The organism is Cyanobium sp. T1G-Tous, assembly GCF_024345455.1.
Lineage (GTDB): Bacteria > Cyanobacteriota > Cyanobacteriia > PCC-6307 > Cyanobiaceae > Cyanobium_A.
This window is the reverse complement of the sequence record NZ_JAGQBD010000001.1, coordinates 222,556-240,359: the sequence shown is the minus strand read 5'-3', so window position 1 is coordinate 240,359 and position 17,804 is coordinate 222,556. Positions and strand designations below refer to the sequence as shown.

Genomic DNA, 17,804 nt, shown 5'->3' with positions numbered 1-17,804 from the left:
CATGCCCCAGCCGATCTCCGGAAGCACTGCCTTTGCTGGGGTTCTCGGGGATCCGGTGCGCCACTCCCTATCGCCGGCAATGCACAACGCAGCCCTGGCGGAGCTGGGGCTCAACTGGGTGTACTTGGCCATGCCCACCAGCCCAGACCAACTGGCGGTGGTGGTGCAAGGGCTGGAGGCCATTGACTGCCGCGGCCTCAACGTGACCCTGCCCCACAAGCAAGCCGTAGCTGGGCTCTGCCGCAGCCTCTCGCCCCTGGCGCAACGGGTGGGTGCGGTGAACACCTTGGTACGGCACCAGCAGGGGGGCTGGCTGGGGGAAAACACAGATATAGAGGGCTTCTTGGCTCCCCTACGCAGCACTGAGCAGAACTGGCAGGGGCGGCGAGCGGTGGTGCTGGGCTGTGGCGGCAGTGCCAGAGCTGTGGTGGCAGCCTTGGTGGAACTGGGCTGCAGCTCGATCGCCATGGCAGGCCGCAGCAGCGATCGCCTTGCAGCCCTGCTGGCCACCTGCCACAGCTGGGCGCCCCAACTGCGGGGGCTGGAATGGGCTGAGGGCAGCGCGGCGCTGGCCGAGGCCCTGGCCCTGGCAGACCTAGTGGTCAACACCACACCCGTGGGCATGGCTGCCGCTGGCAATCCGGATGCGGCCCGGCACTGCCCACTCAGCCCCGGCGAACTGGAAGCCCTGCAACCCGGCTCCACTGTGTACGACCTGATTTACACCCCTAGACCCACGGCCCTGCTGCTGGCGGCGAGCCAACGGGGCTGCCGGGGCCTGGATGGCCTGGAGATGCTGGTGCAGCAGGGGGCCGCCTCCCTACGGCGCTGGAGCGGGCTTGAGCAAGTGCCCGTAGCAGCGATGCGCGCGGCAGCCCTGGCCCAGCTGGGCCCCTAGCCTTAGGGCTCTGGAAGTTTCTCCATCCATGCAGGATCCCCCGATCTGGCAGCGATTGCTGGCGGCCCTGGCCTACCTGTTGCCCTGGAGCGACGCCTTCTCCTTCGGTCGGGGGCTGTTCGGCCTGTTCCCGGCACTGCAATGGCTTGGGGTTCCGATCCTGCCGATCGCCCTGCTGGAGCAGGCGGTGCCCTTTGGCGGGCTGGTGCTGTTCCTAGTGCTGTTTCTGGCGGTGGTGCGCAACAACAAGGTGCCCTACGTGATCCGCTTCAACGTGCTGCAGGCGATCCTGATCGACATCGTGGTGGTACTGGTGAGCCTGGCCTTCCAGGTGCTGCAGCTCGGCGCCCTGGACTTCGTCGGCAAAACCCTAAGCAACACAGTGTTTATCGGCATTTTGGTGCTGGTGCTGTTTGCAGTAGTGCAAAACCTGCGGGGTAAGGAAGCCGATATTCCCAGCCTCTCGGAAGCCGTTCGGATGCAGCTGTAAGGTGATTGATCCGTCGCTGGTGGGCATCAGCCCGCCGGCCGCTGCCCCAATTCCTGAGGCGACAACCCCGAAGCGACCATGACGCAGCCCTATTACGAGACCATGTACATCCTTCGCCCGGATATTCCGGAAGAAGAGGTGGAAACCCATGTCGCCAAGTACCGCGATCTGGTCACCGAATCCGGAGGTGAGGTGCTGGATTGCCAGATGCGCGGCAAGCGCCGCCTGGCCTATTCGATCGCCAAGCACCGCGAGGGCATCTACGTGCAGCTCAACCACAACGGCGACGGCCAACAGGTAGGTCCGCTGGAGCGGGCCATGCGTCTTTCAGAAGATGTGATTCGCTATCTCACCGTCAAGCAAGACGGCCCGATGCCGGCACCACGCACCCTGCCCGGCGCCAGCACTGAAGCCGCTCCCATGGAACCAGCCACCGTCTGACCCAGGGACCTAGTTTGACCTTATGACTCGGTTTGACCAAAGAACTCGGTCTGACCTGAGGACTAAATCTGACCTAGGGACTCCAAATAGCTGCGGAGCTGACTACAGGCCTGGCTTGTAAAAAATCGGGCCCACTCGTAATCTCCGCCCATGGAGCCTGATGCCATACCACCAGCACCGAAGTGGCAGCCTTCTGTCACTTCGGTTTTTTCGTGGCACCAGCAGCAAGAGCGCCAAAACGAGCTGGAACAGGAACTTGGCAAAACTCGGGAGGAGCTTCAGGCCATGCAGGCCCTGCTCGAAGACCTCCCCGGCCTGTTTGAAGACAAATTTCGGCAGCGACTGCAGCCGATGCTCGACCAGCAACAGCGGCTGCTCAGCGACAACGCCAACCTGCGCCAGCACCTGCTGCAGTTACAGCCTGGCAGCGATACGAATACCCAGCCTCTCCTGCTGCCCCAGCAAGAGCCTGCCAGACCACGACTGCGCCAAGCCCTACTCCATGCCTTTGGCTTCAGCCCTAACCAGGGGCCCTAACGCCGGCGCTGGCTGGCCGCCCAGAGGCGGGTAGGCAGACCCCAGACGTAGATAAAGCCCTCGGCGGCCTTGTGGTCGAATTGATCTTCGGAGCCGTAGGTAGCCATATCGGGCACATAGAGGCTGTGGCTGGCACTGCTGCGGCCCACCACGGTGGCATTGCCCTTGTGCAACTTCAGCCGCACGGTGCCGTTCACGGTTTGCTGGGTGCGCTCCATGAAGCCATCAAGCGCATCCTTGAGCGGGCCATACCAAAGGCCCTGATACACCAGATCCGCCCACTGCTGCTCGAGCTGGCGTTTGGTGCGCAACACATCGGCCGCCAGGGTGAGGCTCTCCAGCTCTTGGTGGGCCTTGATCAACAGCAGCAGGCCAGGGGTTTCGTAGATCTCCCGGCTCTTGATGCCCACCACCCGGTTTTCGACCATGTCGAGGCGGCCGAAGCCGTGGCTGCCGGCCAGGGCATTTGCCTGGCGGATCAAGCTCACCGGATCGAGGCGCAGGCCGTTGATGCTCACCGGGTTGCCCTGCTCAAAGCCAATCTCAACGATCTGGGCCTGATCCGGCGCCGCATCCACCGACACGGTCATGGCATAGATCTCCTCGGGCGGCTCCACGTTTGGATCCTCCAAGGGGCCGGCTTCGATCGAGCGGCCTAGGAGGTTGAGGTCGATCGAATAAGGCGATTTCTTGCTCACCGGCGAGGGAATGCCACAGCGCTCGCCGTAGGCGATGGTTTGCTCGCGGCTCATGCCCCACTCCCGCGCCGGGGTGAGCACCTTGAGGTCGGGGGCGAGGGCGCCGATGGCCACATCGAAGCGCACCTGATCGTTGCCCTTGCCGGTGCAGCCGTGGGCCACCGCATCGGCGCCCACCTCGCGGGCAATCTCCACAAGTCGCCGCGCGATCAGGGGCCGGGCCAGGGCTGTGGAGAGGGGATAGCGGCCTTCATAGAGGGCGTTAGCCCGGATAGCCGGGAAGGCGAATTCGGTGATGAAGGGCTCGATCAGGTCGCCCACGATCGACTGGCTGGCCCCTGAATCAAGCGCCTTCTGGCGAATCGGCTCGAGCTCGTCGCCCTGACCTAGGTCGGCGGCGAAGGTAATCACCTCCTCCACGCCCCACTCCTGCTTCAGGTAGGGAATGCAGACGCTGGTGTCTACGCCGCCGGAATAGGCCAGCACCGCCTTCTTCGCCCGACCCATCAACGCCTCTCCATGCGTTTAGTTGCACGATTCTCCCCTGTCGGGGTGTGGCAGGGACCAGTGGGTCAGCAACCACAACCCCATTAGCAGGGGCGGCAGGCCCACCAGAAGCCACACCACCCCCTGCTGCAGGGGCAACGGCTGGGGCCAGCGCTCGCCCGCTGCGGCCAGCGCGGCACTGATGGCCAGGGCCAGGGCCCAGACCTTCAGCACCCCGGCTAGGGGGCTGGCCTTTTGGCTGCTGGTGGACATGGGCTGGAGGGCTGTATTTGCTTTGCAGCTATGGTGACTGATTGGTCTGTATGGGCCTAGCCCCAGACCTAGCTACCGGTAGGCGCACGCATGAGCACACTCGCGACCAGTGACAGCAGTCGACTTGACACGATCAATCCCTCGCTGACCCGCTACCGGCGCAGCGATCCAGCCCCGGTGCTGCCCCTGCGCGATGAGCCCGATCTGCTGAGCTGGCTTGAGAGCAGTGGCCGCCTGGTAGCGGATGAAGAAACCGCCAGCACCGAAGTGAGCACGGTGGAAGAGGAGGAGCTTTCCGCCCTGATGGGCGAGAAGGAGGACTACAACAAGGACGACGAACAACAAGACGAAGACTGGGAAGACTGAGTTCCGCAAGGGAAACTGGAGCGGTCGCCGTCCCTTTCCCTTGCTTGTTTCGACCCCGGCTGCCCTACTCAGCGGTTTGTTGTTGCTGGCCTGTCTGCTGTGCGATTGGCTTAGCGGCGCGCCCCAGCTCACCGTGCCGCTGCTAGTTGCCGGCCTAATCAGCGCTGGAGTCACCGGTTGGGGGGTGCCGCGACTGCGCCAGCTCAAGCTCGGCCAGGTGATTCGCGCTGAGGGGCCCCAAGGCCACCTCAGCAAGGCAGGCACTCCCACCATGGGCGGACTGCTGGTGGTGCCCGTGGGGGTGCTGGTGGGCGGCCTGCTGAGCCCAAGCGATCCCCGCCTGCTTGCTGTTGCCGCCGTAACCCTGGCCTACATGGCGATCGGCGCCGTCGATGACTGGCGCAGCCTCACCCGCCGCACCAACACGGGCCTCACTCCCCGGGGCAAATTGCTGCTCCAGGCCGGCGCGGCCCTGTTGTTTCTGATCTGGGCCGCAGCAGGCCAGTGGCTGGGTGGGGCCTCCCCCGGCGACATCGCCCTGCCCCTGGGCTGGGTGCTGCCGATCGGTTTGCTGATCTGGCCGCTGGGGTTGTTTGTGTTTATGGCCGAAAGCAACGCCACCAACCTCACCGATGGCCTCGACGGCCTGGCCGCAGGCTGCGGCGCCGTTGTGTTCACAGGCATAGGGCTGCAGCTGATGCTGCGGGGCCATGAAGGCGATGCGGCTATGGCCGGTTTCTGCGCCGCGATGGCCGGCTGCTGGCTGGGCTTTCTGGTCCACAACCGCCACCCGGCTCGAGTGTTCATGGGCGACACCGGCTCGCTGGCCATGGGTGCAGCCCTCAGCGCCGTCGCCTTGCTCTCCAATAGCCTCTGGCCCCTACTGCTGATGGGCGGCGTCTTCCTGGCGGAATCGCTGTCGGTGATCCTGCAGGTGTGGGTGTTCAAGGCCACCAAAGACCCAGCCACGGGCCAGGGCCGGCGCCTGTTCAAGATGGCGCCGCTGCACCACCACTTCGAGCTTGGTGGGCTCAACGAACAGGTGGTCGTGATCCGCTTTTGGCTCGCCAGCCTGCTACTGGTGGGATTGGGTTTAGTGCTGCTGCCCTAAGCCCTGCCCTCGCTTATCACCCATGGCTTACTTCACCTGGAAGGACACCGGCCTGAGCTCCGACTGCGCCAGCCTGGCCGCCATGGCTGCCCGCTTCGAGGAGGCCGCTGCCCTGATGCGCCGCATGGCCAGCGAGGGCTTTCAGCTGGAGCGCCACAGCGATGGCCAACACATCACCCACCCAGATCCAACCGTATTTGAGGCCTATGGCTTCATCAACGAGGAATCGCCGGTGCGGCAGCTGACATTGCTGAGCTAATCAGTTTCGACGCAAATAGCCCACCAGCCACACCACCACAAAAGCCAGGGAGGAAAGACCTAGGTAGATCAGGGCCCATTTCTGCAAGGTGGCGATGTCCCAGCCAAACAACAGGCCGTTGGCAGCGTCCCCAGCCGTACTGAAACCCAAGGGCAATCTCAACAGCCAAGCCATCAACGCGCCCCGGTGTGCAAAAAGATCAGTTCCATCTTGCTGTCCCGCCCGCGATCCGAGCGACCACCATGACCTTTCCCACCCCTGCCACTCTTCCCGCCACCTTGATGCTGCTCGGCAGTGGTGAGCTGGGTAAGGAGGTGGCCATCGCAGCCCAGCGGCTCGGCTGCCGGGTGATCGCAGTGGATCGCTACGCCAACGCACCGGCCATGCAGGTGGCTGATGTCGCTGAGGTGGTCGCCATGACCGACCCAGAAGCGCTCAAGGCGGTGGTGCGCCAGCACCGGCCCGATCTGGTGATTCCAGAGATAGAAGCTCTAGCGGTTGATGCCCTCATGGAACTGGAGGCGGAAGGCATCTGCGTGATTCCCACGGCCCGGGCCACGGCCGTGACCATGAATCGCGACCGCATCCGCGACCTAGCGGCCACTGAGCTGGGGCTGCGCACCGCCCGCTTTGCCTACGCCAGCAGCGCCAGTGAACTAGCAAGCGCTGCTGCCGGCCTGGGCTGGCCCTTGGTGGTCAAACCGGTGATGAGCTCCTCGGGTAAGGGCCAAAGCGTGGTGCGGGGTCCAGAAGAAATTGCCGCCGCCTGGGAGGCAGCACTGGCGGGTGCCCGAGGTGCCGGCGAGCTGGTGATCGTGGAAGAGTTCCTGGTCTTCGAGCTCGAAATCACCCTGCTCACCGTGAAGCAATGGCAAGGGCCAACGCTCTTCTGCCCGCCGATCGGCCACATCCAGGAGCGGGGTGATTACCAGTGCAGCTGGCAGCCTGCCCAGATGCCGGCCGCCGCTCTAGAAGCAGCCCAGGTCATGGCCCGCGGCCTCACCGACAGCCTGGGCGGCGCCGGCCTATTTGGTGTTGAATTTTTCCTTTGCAAGAAGCCCAGCAGCAGCTCCGATCAGCCAGATGAACTTGAGGTGATTTTCTCCGAGCTCTCGCCACGCCCCCATGACACCGGCCTGGTGACGCTGGTTGGCCAGAACCTGAGCGAATTCGAACTGCACCTGCGGGCGGTGCTCGGCCTGCCAATCCCGTCGATCGAAAGCCTGGGAGCCGCTGCCAGCCGAGTGATTATGGCCAACACCAACGGAGCCGCGGTCTCCTACGACGGCGTAGCGCAGGCCCTTAGCGAAACCGATACCGAGGTGCTGCTTTTCGGCAAACAGCACGCCCGGCCCCAGCGGCGCATGGGCGTAGCCCTGGCCCGCGGCAGTTGTGAGGCGGAAGCACGCCGCAAGGCAGACATGGCCGCAGCCCACATCCAGGTGCGGGCCTCCAGCTGAACAAGCGGCGCTCACCCCCTGGTGCAGCAGGGATCCGGCCCTTAAGGTGCGCTGAATAGGAGCCCATATGAGCCAGGCCCAGCCCCGCCCGCGTCGCAGCCGACGCGAAAGCAGCCGCGGGGCTGTGGTCACCGACCTGCGCAACCGTCGCGAGCTGCGTCAAGCAACGCCAACCACCAACGCCAAGCCCCAAACACCGCCAAACCCTCGACGACGCAAACCGCCCGTTCTGGCCTTCTTACTAGGTATCGGCCTGGGCTATGGACTTGCTGGACCCCTGCCGCAAATGGCCTCAGGGGTTTGGGCAGCCATGTTGCGCGGGCCAAGCCAACTCACCAGCCTGATCAACCCCTTCGGAAACGGCAACCGGCGCGTTGTTGTGATCGGCACAGACAAGGTGGGCGAAAACACCGATGTGATGTTCACGGTGCAGCTCAAGGATGGGGTCACCCAGCTCACCCAGGTGCCACGCGACACCTTCGTGGAATCGGGCGAGTTCGGCGTAATTAAAGCCAATGCCCTCTATGCATTTGGTGGTATGGGTGCCTTGAAACAGGAGCTCACCAGCCTGCTAAATGCACCGGTAGATCGCTATGTGCGGGTGAATATGCGCGCTGTGGAGCACCTAGCCGATGCCATTGGTGGCGTAGAAGTTGATGTGCCTAAGCGGATGTACTACGTAGACAATGCCCAGAACCTATACATCGACCTTTATCCAGGGCTGCAGGTGCTGAAAGGTGAGCAACTCGAGGGCTTCCTGCGCTTCCGCCATGACGAGATGGGCGATCTAGGACGGATGGAGCGCCAAAAGCTGGTGTTGGCACAGGTATTTCGCAAACTGGCCCAGCCCTCCACCCTGGCCCAACTACCGGAATTGCTGAAAGTGGCCGGCGAAGACGTCAAAACGGATCTTTCCCCAGTGGAGATGGGCCAACTGATCTCGGCGATGGCCAGCACAAAACTAAGCACCCAGCAACTTCCGGGCCGCCTGTTCTGGCACAACGACCTCAGCTACTGGATGCCCAACGGCAATAGCCACTACGCCGGGGTTGGCAGCGAGTAGCCATGGCAATCACGCTAAATCGCTTGCTAGGCCTCGGTACTGGGCTGCTGCTGATTGTTGGCGTCTACGGCTGCGACGAGCTATCCCGCGCCCACCGCAAGGATGACCCCGCCTCAGCGCTGAATGCAAAGACATCCAAATGGCGTGGCAACTCCTCCGATGGTTCTTACAGCAGGGTTGATCAAGTAAGCACGGGCAAGAACAGCTTCGTCTTTACCGAAACGTGGTACAAAAAAGGTCCCAAACCAATCAAGACGTCAGGCTCTGGCCGCTACGAAGCATCTAACAGCACCAACATCTACACCTACAGCAAGCCCTCGGGAGTGGTGGTGGTACGCACAGATGAAAGCCCCGACGAGATATCCACAGTAGACACCGTAATTAATAGCACCGTTCCCATCTTTAAGGTGGGAGAGCAGATTACCTACACGGTGCGGGAATAGGTGACCTATCCAGCGCCTCCACTGCAGCCGTGGACCTGATGGCATGGGGATTTTGTTGAAACAAACAACACAAATGCATGTCGCAAGCTTTAAGCTGAATGAATTGATAAAATTTCCGTAGACCATGGGAATCACTTGGGATTGCGCACAATTAAGCACCCCATGGCATCATCCAGAAAAAACTCTGCTTGAGATTGCATCAGAGGCGGATATCGAGATGGTATCGGCATGCGGAAGCAAGACAATTTGCAGCACCTGCAAAGTCGAAGTAATTGAAGGTCTAGATCAGCTTGAGCCAAGATCCCCAGAAGAACTGCGAATCGCTGAACGACTGAAGTGGGGAGGCAACATTCGACTAGGATGGGCCACCCGTTTCTAGAGCGGTGGAACAGTAGTAATTAAGCGACTTATTAAGCCACCAAACGAAAGAAAAGCCGAGAAGAGACGATTAAAACAAGATGGACCAGGAGTAATCCGCAGCCTAGCGTTATTATTTGTTGACCCAAGAGGCTTCACTCCATTATCAGAAAGCATCCCAGCATTGGATTTAGTATATATTCTTAATCGATATTTTACATCACTCAAGGAAGAAATTATAAAAATAATGGCACAGTAAATCTCTGGGTTGGCGACGAAATGAGCTGTGTCTTTGGCATCAATGAAATGAAGCATTCATCATATTGCGAAGACGCCGTTCAAACTGCTATCTCGATCAAAGAGAGGATTAAGGTTTTATCAGAAGCCTTAAAGAATGAATTTTCCGTAGAAATTGATGTTGGAATCGGTATTCACTATGGACCTGCCGTGATTGGCAATATTGGACCAATTGATGACTTAAGGCTTGGCCTAGTCGGAGATGCTGTTAATATTGCAAGCAGAATAGAAAGAAAAACAAGAGAACATAACTGTGACGCACTGATCACAAGCAATGTGCGAGATAATCTCTACGAATCCAAGACCCTATTCGCTGGAGAACAACTTGTCAACCTCAAAGGTGTAAGCAAGGAAATGGCGGTATATCCTCTTGCTTAGACAAGCCGTATCAAGCAAGGCTGTAGTTTTTAAGTTAGCCTAGAAAGCTAATAATTCAAAAACATCTACTCAAACAACCACCACCTCAGAAGGATGCTGCTGGCACCTGATTGGGATAACGATCTATATGACTGATAAAATGGTAGACAAACTGTACGCCTGTGATGAACGGTCCCGCGCCAAGCAACGGGATGATCCAACCTCCGCGCTCAATAAAACCTAGTAGAAAATAAAAGCCCCTACCCCGAGGCATGGCGGTGGCAGACGACAGCGATCACCCCAATGAAATCTCTACCACCGAAACCTAAATCAACTTGAAGCGATGCAATTAAAACGCGGGCAATTTACAAACCGATGTTGCATCACCCAGCCAGCAAGGCAAAAGTGAATCAAACAATATGCCCCAAAGCCTTGAGGAAGAGCGATTCACAGTCAAGCGAAAAGAATGACGATGCAAGCCTGAATCGTCGCAAAAAGCAACGCATTCCAATCGAAAGCAGAGGCAAACAACCCGAGCCCACCCTGCACATCAATGGGGATTTCTACCCATGCACAATTGTCAACATCAGCATTGGCGGACTCTGCCTGGGACTAAAAGAGCCATTCGAGCCCGACTCTGGTTCCATCGGCTACATTTCCTTAGAAAGTGAAACCTCAGATCAAAACACTAGACATAGAATCTTTCTGCGCTGGATTGAACAGGTCCAAGACGGGAAGCTTGCCGGATTTGAGTTCAGTGACAGCGAATCTAAAGCATACGAATCAATTAGACCATGGCTGGATCAGCCGGTAATGGAAGAAGATGAATTAACAGGCATGCACTAGCTCTAATGCCTCAACCAACCACCACCTCAGGCGGATGCTGCTCCAGCACCTGCTTGAGATACCTGCCCGTATGACTGGTGGGATGCTCGGCAACCTCCTCTGGGGTGCCCGTGACCCGGACCAGTCGGCACAGCGGATCACATCGAGGTTGTGCTCGATCACCAGGATCGAGTTGCCCTCGTACACCAGGCTCTGCATCACATCCATCAATTTATGGATCACGGCAGATCCCTTTGAGCATCAGGGATCTGATGGGTTCTCAGATCGAAAAGCCAGAAGCCAAGCCATTTCCCCTGAATTCCCCTTGCTCTGTATCCCACTGAATCTCCCTGAGCTACAAACCGCTTCATTGCTGGGTTGAGGTCTTGGCTTGATCCCAAGCCACCCAATAGCCATGTGGTCTCCTACGGATCCACTGGCACCCATGAGAAAACCACCATCCCTGCGCAGCAACAACGGGGCACTGCAACTCCGTGTCCGCATTGACAAGAGTGATCTGGTCAAATTCCTGATCAAGAAGGAACACCAGAACCTCAAGTCACATGATAACTACATCTTCAAATGAAATCCGAATCAAAGCAGATCCTGATTGAGATCCAGAAGAAAGCAATCAACCCCATCACCCACAAACCGACCTTCAAGACACCTGATGAGGTTCTTGAGGAAGCACTCGATCTCCTCTACAGACGCCTGAAGCAGCAGAAGGTCTTCTGATCACCGCCAAAGCACCCTGCAGGATCTACCAGCACCCATCAGATCCTGGTGCTCCCTGCGTCCCCACCAGCAGTCGCCAAGACCCAACGGGTCCCCTTGAAAAGGGTGGTCAACTCAAACCTACAAAAGTGGGTGCATCGATCCTCAATGCCTCGACCATCCCTCGCGTCCCCTTGGCCGCCCTCCAGCTCTCCGCAGCAAGACAGGCAGCATTTTATCGACCTTGGTCGATAGCCAACAAAAGCAGACGCCAGGAAGATAAACAATATATTCAACTCGAACAAATGACATCTATTGAATTTGTATCCGTTGGAGACCTGGGCAATGCCAATGATGAGCCCGACTCGAATGGCCTGGAATTTGGCCGCGTTGACTATAATTATAAAATCGCTAAATATGAGATTACATTTGGGCAGTATGTTGAGTTTTTGAATGCTGTCGCCAAAACAGACCCTCACGGACTGTTCAATCCAGGCATGCAATATGACAAGTTGCTGAATGGCATTGCCAGGACAGGTGAAGATGGAGATTACGGTTACAGCCTTGTGGATCTCAATAGCACTAACAAGCCTGTTACATATGTCAACTTTCTTGATGCTGTTCGCTTTACTAATTGGATAAATAATGGCCAGGGGGATGGGAGCACTGAAACGGGCGCATACTCAATTACAACTGCCGAGCTTGTTGGGGCTCAACGAAAAAATAGTATTATTACCTACAAAGCGGAAGGCAACTTAGATCTCATAGTAGGAGATCAAGCTCAAATGAGTGGGCTAACTGGCAGAGGTTTTGAGGCACGTGGCACTATCACTTCTGTGATCCAGAAAAAAGGATATACCTATATCACAATTGAGAACAATGGTCGCAATGGAAAAGCGACGGGGGCAGGAACCCTGACAGTGATACCTGCTACCCATAACTCAGAAGCCAAGTATTGGATCCCAACCGAAAACGAGTGGTATAAAGCAGCTTATTATAATCCGCAATTGAATGGTGGAAAAGGTGGTTATTATAATTGGGCGACTCAGAGCGACTCGACTCCCGGCAACACCTTAGGTGATGCACCAAATCAAGCCAATATCCGAACATCAACACGATTCACAAATTCAGAATTTCTACCAAAGCCCGATCCCTTAATCGGGCCGAATATGTTGACAGCAGTTGGTTCCTTTAGCAACAGTTCTAGTTACTATGGGACATTTGATCAAGACGGCAACATCACTGAGTGGAATGAAAGCATCTATGATTCTTCGTCTGCGTTTGGCGATTACAATGGCTCGATTAATGGAACAAGATCTAAACGTGGGGCTAGCTTTTACAACCCTGATCCAGGAACAGCAAGTCGTGATGATGGCCTGATGCCGAATGATGCAGGATATGCAGCAGGTTTTCGGCTTGCATCTGCTAGTGATCTTTTCCCTGCTAACAATCTTTCCTCTGCGACGAATAAAGAGTCTGCAATCCCCTCTACCTCATCAAGCACAAAGACATCGTCCAGCAAAAAAACATCTGTAGACAAGAACGAGCCACTTGTTTATTCAGGGATGCTGAGTTCAAACAATGAACTGTGGACTACAAGAACTCCAGCAACTGGGGTTATTCAACTTACTCTGAACAAGAAACATACCAAGGCGAGATATGAACTAAATGTAATTGGATTAGATTTCGGTAAGTGGTTCGATGGGCAGCCCAGAACGTCTGATCCAGGCGATGATGTAGCCGGAATGCATTTTCATCATGCGCCTTTCTTCACCGTTGGCGATGTATCCATTGGCCTCATCAATCCAAATCAAGAAAAAGATCTAAGCATATCATACAATATCAATACTACCATATGGACACTAAAGGGAGAATGGACCGACTCCGACCGGAGTGTTCTTAGCCTCAAAGATAGCTTGCAGTATATCTATGCCGGAGAGCTGTATACGAATATACATACTGAAAGAGTGGCGCTTGGTGAGATACGCGCTCAATTTAGTCCACTGCCACAATCTGCTGCTTCTCGCTTGATGGCTGATATCGCCCCTTATGCTAAGAGCACTTCCCCTCATCTTAGCGATCATTCCGCTGATACTTCCTCCCATCTTGAGGATCATTGCGAGGAAACTTCTCATCAATCTGAAGACTGCTGCCATGAGATTACTGATGCTAGTGTTCAAGAATCTGCTTCTGGCACTGACTTCCTGACCGGCCTGGGTGGCAAAGATGTATTTTGCTATGACAGCGTATTTGATAGTCGTTTCAAGCGCTCCGACAGAGACAGGATTAAGAATTTCGATAGCGGCAAAGACATGATTAACCTTCGCAGTCTTGATGCTGACTCCACCCGCGAAGGTCTTCAGGCTTTCACCTGGATTGGTGATCAATCATTCACTCCATCTACCCCAGGCCAATTGCGCTATCGCAATGGAGTGGTTTCAGCCGATTTGAATGGTGATTTGCGCGCAGATTTTGCTCTTGAGGTTCTTGGAAGTCCAGCATTAACGGCAGCGAACTTTCTTCTTTGAGAGTCTCCGACTCCGAACATGATGCTTTTCTGTAACCTAGCTACTTGCTGCTGCGGCAATATCTAGCATAGTATTGTTGAGCGGAGTCAGCGGCAGCATCATGGTTGGCATCAGCTCCTCCCTCAAGGGTGTTGAGCGCATGCTTAATATCAAATCTAATGCGTTTACGTATGAGGGAAGGTTTCTTCTCGCCTGTTTATCTACTGGATTCAGCCCAAGAGTATTACTACTCGGCACTAGCCAGTTATTACTTGGCGCGCAACTTAGGTCACTAAAGAACCCAGATGATTGCATTGGATGCTGCGTTTCAGCAAGCGAAGCCATTGATATTCTCCGAATTGACCATCCTGGTCTTGTTGTCATTTCTGATTATTCCTCAAACCTCATATTTCAGGATGTGATTAACTACGTGTCTGAAAATTGCACTCAGACGCGGACAATCGTTTTCGTAGAAAATCTTGATCTGAATTACTTGCCTCAATCAGCGGACTCCATAATTGCTGAGAAAGATACTATCCTTCCGGAAAATCCTATCTTACAAGGCCTGATGGCCTTGGTTTCAAATGCAACTTACCGAAGCCCCTCAATCGAGGCTCTCATTGCAGAATCGGCAAGTTACTGTGATATTTTGCCCGATAATCGAGTCTTTCTCTCACTGAGGGATCGCCAGTTACTCTCTGGATACTTGCTTGGCTTAACCAACAAGCAGATGGCAGAGCGATTAAATCTTTCCCCTCGCACGATTCAGACATATAGTGGCAAATTGTTGCAGAAGCTTGGCGTCAATAATCGGCAAAAGGCTTTGATTGCTGCCCTTAAAATCGGCTTCTCTAGGTTTGAAAAGTGGTTTTAGCGTTCCAAGAATGTTTTCCTCTATCAATGCCTTAGTGAGTTACTTGACGTTCGAAATACTAAATATTTCTTCATATATTTCCATGCCTAACGAAGCCTAGGTATATCAGGATAATGAGGTGGCTTTTTCTGGGCAGGTCCAATCGTTAACCTCTGAAGCAGCCCACTGCCCAGAAAGGGGGCACCCACCCAACTCCCCTCAAGCCACAACCCAAGCCAGCTCCTCCTTCAACCAACCACCACCTCAGGCGGATGCTGCTCCAGCACCTGCTTGAGATACCTGCCCGTATGACTGGTGGGATGCTCGGCAACCTCCTCTGGGGTGCCGGTGACCACGATCTCTCCTCCCTTGTCTCCACCTTCTGGACCGAGATCCACGATCCAGTCGGCACAGCGGATCACATCGAGGTTGTGCTCGATCACCAGGATGGAGTTGCCCTTGTCCACCAGTCGTTGCATCACATCCATCAACTTATGGACGTCATAGAAGCTGAGGCCAGTGGTGGGTTCGTCGATCAAATAGAGCGTTTTTCCCGTGGCACGCTTGGAAAGTTCGGTGGCCAATTTCACCCGCTGGGCTTCACCCCCCGAAAGGGTGGGGGCTGGCTGGCCGAGCTTCACGTAGCCCAGGCCCACATCCACCAAAGTGCGCAATCGATCAGCAGCCTGGGGGATGGCTGAGAACACATCGGCGGCCTGCTCCACCGTCATCTCCAGCACATCAGCGATCGTGTGACCCTTGTAGGTCACCTGCAACGTTTCGCGGTTGTAGCGGGCTCCCTTACATACATCGCACTGCACATACACATCTGGCAGGAAGTTCATCTCGATCACATTGACGCCTTGGCCGCTGCAGGCCTCACAGCGGCCACCCTTCACATTGAAACTGAATTGACCCACCTGATAGCCGCGGGCCTTGGCCTCCACCGTGGCCGCAAACACCTGGCGGATCGGGTCAAAAGCGCCCGTATAGGTGGCGGGGTTGGAGCGGGGCGTACGACCGATCGGTGATTGATCGATCACGATCACCTTGTCGATCGCCTTGATACCGCGCAGCTCACCTAAGCCAGGTGGAAATGGCACCTTCATGCCCAGCTGATGCTCCAGGGCCGGATGCAGCAGCTCATTCACCAAGGTGCTCTTGCCACTGCCACTCACCCCGGTGACGCACACCAGCCGCCCCAGGGGAATCTCCACATCGAAGCCGGCCAGGTTGTTGCGCTCGCAGTCCACCATCGTGAGCCGGCGGCTTCCGGTGCTGCGCCGCTCCGCTGGAGTCGGAATCGAGAGGCGGCCACTTAGGTAGGCACCGGTAAGGGAATCCTCTGCGGCCAGTAGATCTTCAAAGCTGCCCTCAGCCACAATGTGGCCGCCGTGCACCCCCGCCCCCGGGCCGATATCCACCACGTAATCGGCCGCACGAATCGTGTCTTCGTCGTGCTCCACCACGATCAAGGTGTTGCCTAGATCCCGCAACTTCAGCAAGGTATTAAGCAGCCGGTCATTGTCACGCTGATGCAAACCGATGCTGGGCTCATCCAGCACGTAGAGCACTCCGGTGAGGCCCGCGCCGATCTGGGTCGCTAACCGAATCCGCTGGGCTTCGCCACCGCTGAGGGTCATGGCGGGCCGATCCAGGCTCAGATAATCGAGCCCCACATCCAGCAGAAACTTCAAGCGCAGTCTTATCTCACGCAACACCAGATCACCGATCTGGATCTGGCGAGGACTGAGCAACGGATCAGCACCCTCGCTCTCTCCCACCCCCATCAGCGACTCAATCCGGCGCAGGGTTTCGCCCACACTCACCGCCGTGAGTTCGTGGATGGCATAGGGCCCCACCCGCACCGCGAGCGCTTCCGGCCGTAATCGCAGGCCGTGGCAGGTGGCGCAGGGCACCAGCTCGAGAAACTTCTCCAGCTTTTGGCGCACAGATTCGCCGCTAGCGTCGCGCAACTGGCGCTCCAGGATCGGCAAGATGCCTTCAAACGGCCGCTCGTAGCCGGCGCTCTTGCGATAGCGGCTGTCGGCCTGAATGGTGATCGGCTCCTGGCTGCCATGCAGCAGCACCTCCTGCTGCTCAGCGCTGAGCTGATTCCAAGGCGTCTTGATCTCAAACTTGTACGCCTCCCCAACCGAATAAAGCAGGGAGAAGTAATAGGAATTGTCCTTATCCGCCCAAGGCGCAATCGCCGCATAAACGGGCAGGGAGGGATCGGGCAACACCCGCTCGGCGGTGAACTTGCGCAGGTGGCCGATGCCGTGGCAATCGGGGCAGGCGCCGTAGGGGCTGTTGAAGGAGAACAGCCGCGGCGACAGCTCCTCCATCACGGCACCGTGCACCGGGCAGGCGAAATTTTCCGAATAGAGCCGCTCCCGCTCCACCCCCTCAGGCAGCTCCTCATCGGCCTTGGGCACCACCTCCACCAGCGCCAGACCATCGCCCCTTTTAAGAGCAGTGCGCAGCGAATCGGTGAGCCGCTCCTGCACCCCCTCGCGGGCCACAAGCCGGTCCACCACCACCTCAATGTTGTGGGCGTGGTTTTTATCTAGCTCGATGTTGTCGGCGAGCTCACGCACTTCGCCATTGATGCGCACCCGCGCAAAGCCCTCGGCCACCAGGCCGCCCAGCAGCTTGACGTGGCTGCCCTTCTTGCCGCGCACCACCGGCGCCAGCAATTGGTAGCGGGTGCCCTCGGGCAAGGCCAGGATCTGATCCACCATCTCATCGATGGTTTGGGGCCGAATCGAGCGATCGCACTGGGGGCAGTGGGGTTCCCCAGCCCGGCCGAACAGCAGACGCAGGTAGTCCTGGATCTCCGTCACCGTGCCAACGGTGGAGCGGGGGTTGTGGCTGGTGGATTTCTGATCGATCGAAATGGCCGGTGAGAGCCCCTCGATTGCATCCACATCAGGCTTATCCACCTGGCCCAGAAACTGGCGCGCATAGGCCGAGAGGCTCTCGACGTAGCGGCGCTGGCCCTCGGCAAAGATCGTGTCAAAAGCCAGCGAACTCTTACCGCTGCCGCTCACACCGGTGAACACCACCAGGCGATTGCGCGGAATGGTGAGGTCGACGTTTTTGAGATTGTGCTGACGGGCGCCCCGCACCCGGATCACATCCTCAAAAGAGCCGCCGCTGAGCACACGGCTCGGGTCAAGGGCCTTTTCGTGAACGGTCTGGGCGAGGGTTCTGCTGGCGGCTGCACCATTGGTGGCAGAGCTAGAGGCTGCAGAGCTCTTGGCGCGGGGCATCCTGCAGGTTCAGCAACGATGCACTCTAGGAGCAGTGCCCGGCTAGCTGTCAGCCGAGGGTGTTGATGGCACGAGCCAGGATCACGATGAACAC

20 protein-coding genes and 1 pseudogene are annotated in these 17,804 nt (G+C 57.2%); 16 read left to right on the top strand and 5 right to left on the bottom strand.

Annotated features, from left to right (window positions below; genetic code table 11):
• Nucleotide 1 precedes the first annotated feature (1 nt).
• From KBY75_RS01185 to KBY75_RS01170, 4 genes are all read left to right on the top strand, one after another.
• Nucleotides 2–898 carry a shikimate dehydrogenase gene (locus KBY75_RS01185; RefSeq protein ID WP_255022640.1) on the top strand — a complete coding sequence of 299 codons (897 nt, stop codon included), beginning with the start codon at nt 2–4 and terminating at the stop codon, nt 896–898.
• A gap of 10 nt (nt 899–908) precedes the next feature.
• Nucleotides 909–1,388, top strand: a complete 480-nt coding sequence (locus KBY75_RS01180; protein ID WP_255022705.1) for a Tic20 family protein — start codon at nt 909–911, stop codon at nt 1,386–1,388.
• Between the two features lie 78 nt (nt 1,389–1,466).
• Complete coding sequence (gene rpsF / locus KBY75_RS01175) at nt 1,467–1,829, top strand: 30S ribosomal protein S6 (RefSeq protein ID WP_106502591.1); 363 nt, start codon at nt 1,467–1,469, stop codon at nt 1,827–1,829.
• A 150-nt stretch (nt 1,830–1,979) separates the two neighbouring features.
• Entirely contained in the window at nt 1,980–2,366 is a 387-nt protein-coding gene (locus KBY75_RS01170; RefSeq protein WP_255022639.1) for a hypothetical protein, read from the top strand.
• Here the strand turns inward: KBY75_RS01170 and KBY75_RS01165 are convergent.
• Both KBY75_RS01165 and KBY75_RS01160 read right to left on the bottom strand, forming a co-directional pair.
• Entirely contained in the window at nt 2,363–3,571 is a 1,209-nt protein-coding gene (locus tag KBY75_RS01165) for an argininosuccinate synthase (RefSeq protein WP_255022638.1), read from the bottom strand. The two genes, KBY75_RS01170 and KBY75_RS01165, sit on opposite strands and share 4 nt — an antisense overlap.
• Nucleotides 3,572–3,589: 18 nt before the next feature.
• Entirely contained in the window at nt 3,590–3,823 is a 234-nt protein-coding gene (locus KBY75_RS01160) for a hypothetical protein (protein ID WP_255022637.1), read from the bottom strand.
• A 90-nt stretch (nt 3,824–3,913) separates the two neighbouring features.
• Between KBY75_RS01160 and KBY75_RS01155 the strand changes: the two genes are divergently transcribed.
• From KBY75_RS01155 to KBY75_RS01145, 3 genes are read left to right on the top strand one after another with little or no spacing between them, the layout of a single operon-like run.
• Nucleotides 3,914–4,189, top strand: coding sequence for a DUF3134 family protein (locus KBY75_RS01155; protein ID WP_106502587.1), 276 nt, complete (start codon nt 3,914–3,916; stop codon nt 4,187–4,189).
• Between the two features lie 40 nt (nt 4,190–4,229).
• Nucleotides 4,230–5,300 carry a phospho-N-acetylmuramoyl-pentapeptide-transferase gene (gene mraY / locus KBY75_RS01150; RefSeq protein WP_396097758.1) on the top strand — a complete coding sequence of 357 codons (1,071 nt, stop codon included), beginning with the start codon at nt 4,230–4,232 and terminating at the stop codon, nt 5,298–5,300.
• 22 nt (nt 5,301–5,322) lie between these two features.
• Nucleotides 5,323–5,559, top strand: coding sequence for a hypothetical protein (locus KBY75_RS01145; RefSeq protein WP_255022636.1), 237 nt, complete (start codon nt 5,323–5,325; stop codon nt 5,557–5,559).
• Here KBY75_RS01145 and KBY75_RS01140 read toward each other — a convergent pair whose 3' ends face one another.
• A complete protein-coding gene (locus KBY75_RS01140; RefSeq protein ID WP_255022635.1) occupies nt 5,560–5,733 on the bottom strand; it encodes a cytochrome B6 in 174 nt (57 codons plus the stop codon).
• 68 nt (nt 5,734–5,801) lie between these two features.
• On the opposite strand from KBY75_RS01140, the gene purT reads away from it, so the two are divergent.
• The 6 genes from purT to KBY75_RS01115 all read left to right on the top strand — a co-directional run bounded on the left by purT (nt 5,802) and on the right by KBY75_RS01115 (nt 10,382).
• Entirely contained in the window at nt 5,802–7,019 is a 1,218-nt protein-coding gene (gene purT, locus KBY75_RS01135) for a formate-dependent phosphoribosylglycinamide formyltransferase (RefSeq protein WP_255022634.1), read from the top strand.
• Nucleotides 7,020–7,086: 67 nt separating this feature from the next.
• The gene (locus tag KBY75_RS01130) at nt 7,087–8,082 is read left to right on the top strand and encodes an LCP family protein (protein ID WP_255022633.1); all 996 of its coding nucleotides are present in this window, start codon (nt 7,087–7,089) and stop codon (nt 8,080–8,082) included.
• Nucleotides 8,083–8,084: 2 nt separating this feature from the next.
• Nucleotides 8,085–8,525: a hypothetical protein gene (locus tag KBY75_RS01125; protein WP_255022632.1), complete on the top strand. Its 441-nt coding sequence runs from the start codon at nt 8,085–8,087 to the stop codon at nt 8,523–8,525.
• 124 nt (nt 8,526–8,649) lie between these two features.
• Nucleotides 8,650–8,904: a 2Fe-2S iron-sulfur cluster-binding protein gene (locus KBY75_RS15415; RefSeq protein WP_396097755.1), complete on the top strand. Its 255-nt coding sequence runs from the start codon at nt 8,650–8,652 to the stop codon at nt 8,902–8,904.
• 257 nt (nt 8,905–9,161) lie between these two features.
• Nucleotides 9,162–9,557 (top strand): adenylate/guanylate cyclase domain-containing protein, encoded by a 396-nt coding sequence (locus KBY75_RS01120; protein ID WP_255022631.1) that lies wholly within the window; start codon nt 9,162–9,164, stop codon nt 9,555–9,557.
• 411 nt (nt 9,558–9,968) lie between these two features.
• Nucleotides 9,969–10,382, top strand: coding sequence for a PilZ domain-containing protein (locus KBY75_RS01115; RefSeq protein ID WP_255022630.1), 414 nt, complete (start codon nt 9,969–9,971; stop codon nt 10,380–10,382).
• A 10-nt stretch (nt 10,383–10,392) separates the two neighbouring features.
• Here KBY75_RS01115 and KBY75_RS15410 read toward each other — a convergent pair.
• Nucleotides 10,393–10,601: pseudogene (locus KBY75_RS15410) on the bottom strand (hypothetical protein); the annotation flags it as partial.
• A gap of 342 nt (nt 10,602–10,943) precedes the next feature.
• Between KBY75_RS15410 and KBY75_RS01105 the strand changes: the two are divergent.
• The 3 genes from KBY75_RS01105 (at nt 10,944) to KBY75_RS01095 (ending at nt 14,456) form a co-directional block, all read left to right on the top strand.
• Entirely contained in the window at nt 10,944–11,096 is a 153-nt protein-coding gene (locus KBY75_RS01105; protein WP_255022629.1) for a hypothetical protein, read from the top strand.
• A 173-nt stretch (nt 11,097–11,269) separates the two neighbouring features.
• Nucleotides 11,270–13,603 (top strand): SUMF1/EgtB/PvdO family nonheme iron enzyme, encoded by a 2,334-nt coding sequence (locus KBY75_RS01100; protein WP_255022628.1) that lies wholly within the window; start codon nt 11,270–11,272, stop codon nt 13,601–13,603.
• A gap of 76 nt (nt 13,604–13,679) precedes the next feature.
• Nucleotides 13,680–14,456 carry a response regulator transcription factor gene (locus KBY75_RS01095; RefSeq protein ID WP_255022627.1) on the top strand — a complete coding sequence of 259 codons (777 nt, stop codon included), beginning with the start codon at nt 13,680–13,682 and terminating at the stop codon, nt 14,454–14,456.
• Between the two features lie 227 nt (nt 14,457–14,683).
• On the opposite strand, the gene uvrA is transcribed toward KBY75_RS01095, so the two are convergent.
• Entirely contained in the window at nt 14,684–17,710 is a 3,027-nt protein-coding gene (gene uvrA / locus KBY75_RS01090; protein WP_255022626.1) for an excinuclease ABC subunit UvrA, read from the bottom strand.
• Nucleotides 17,711–17,804 lie beyond the last annotated feature (94 nt).